Below are 515 nucleotides of genomic sequence, written 5' to 3'. Positions count from 1 at the left end.
CTCGATTTCAAGACCGGAAAGCAGTTGCTTTCCCGTACACGTAACTGGGAGGTCTATACGAACAAAATCATCTTTATCGATGAATGTTCGATGATCGATAGCGACCTCTACAACATGATTATGGAAGGCACGTTCGATTGCAAAATCGTATATGTCGGTGACCATAATCAATTGGCTCCAATCTATGAAGCAATCAGTCCGATCTATCGGCAGAACGCTCCGTTCTATGAACTGACTGAGCAGATGCGTAACCGCAACAATCAGGCTCTCATGGACGTTTGCCAGCAGTTACGAACCACTGTGGAAACAGGGGAGTTCCTGCCTATTCATGTGGACGGTCATAGCGTCATTCATCTGAACGACGATGAAATGCAGGCCATGCTTGGTCAGCAGTTCGTGGTTCCGGTTGATGATAGCACCTCTCGTATTCTGGCCTACACCAACAATCAGGTGAACGAATATAACCTGTATCTGCGTGAGCAGAAGGGTTTGCCTGATAATCTTACTGTCGGTGA

General features: G+C 46.8%; 1 protein-coding gene. It reads left to right on the top strand.

Annotated features, from left to right (window positions below; translation table 11 throughout):
* Positions 1–515 (top strand): AAA family ATPase (locus tag RMT89_RS40945; RefSeq protein WP_315888833.1); only part of this gene is annotated, 515 nt, incomplete at both ends.

Origin of the sequence: Streptomyces sp. P17 (assembly GCF_032436805.1) — a bacterium.
Taxonomy (GTDB): Bacteria; Actinomycetota; Actinomycetes; order Streptomycetales; family Streptomycetaceae; genus Streptomyces.
The sequence above is the reverse complement of the archived record's forward strand: the minus strand, read 5'-3'. Positions and strand labels throughout refer to the sequence as shown.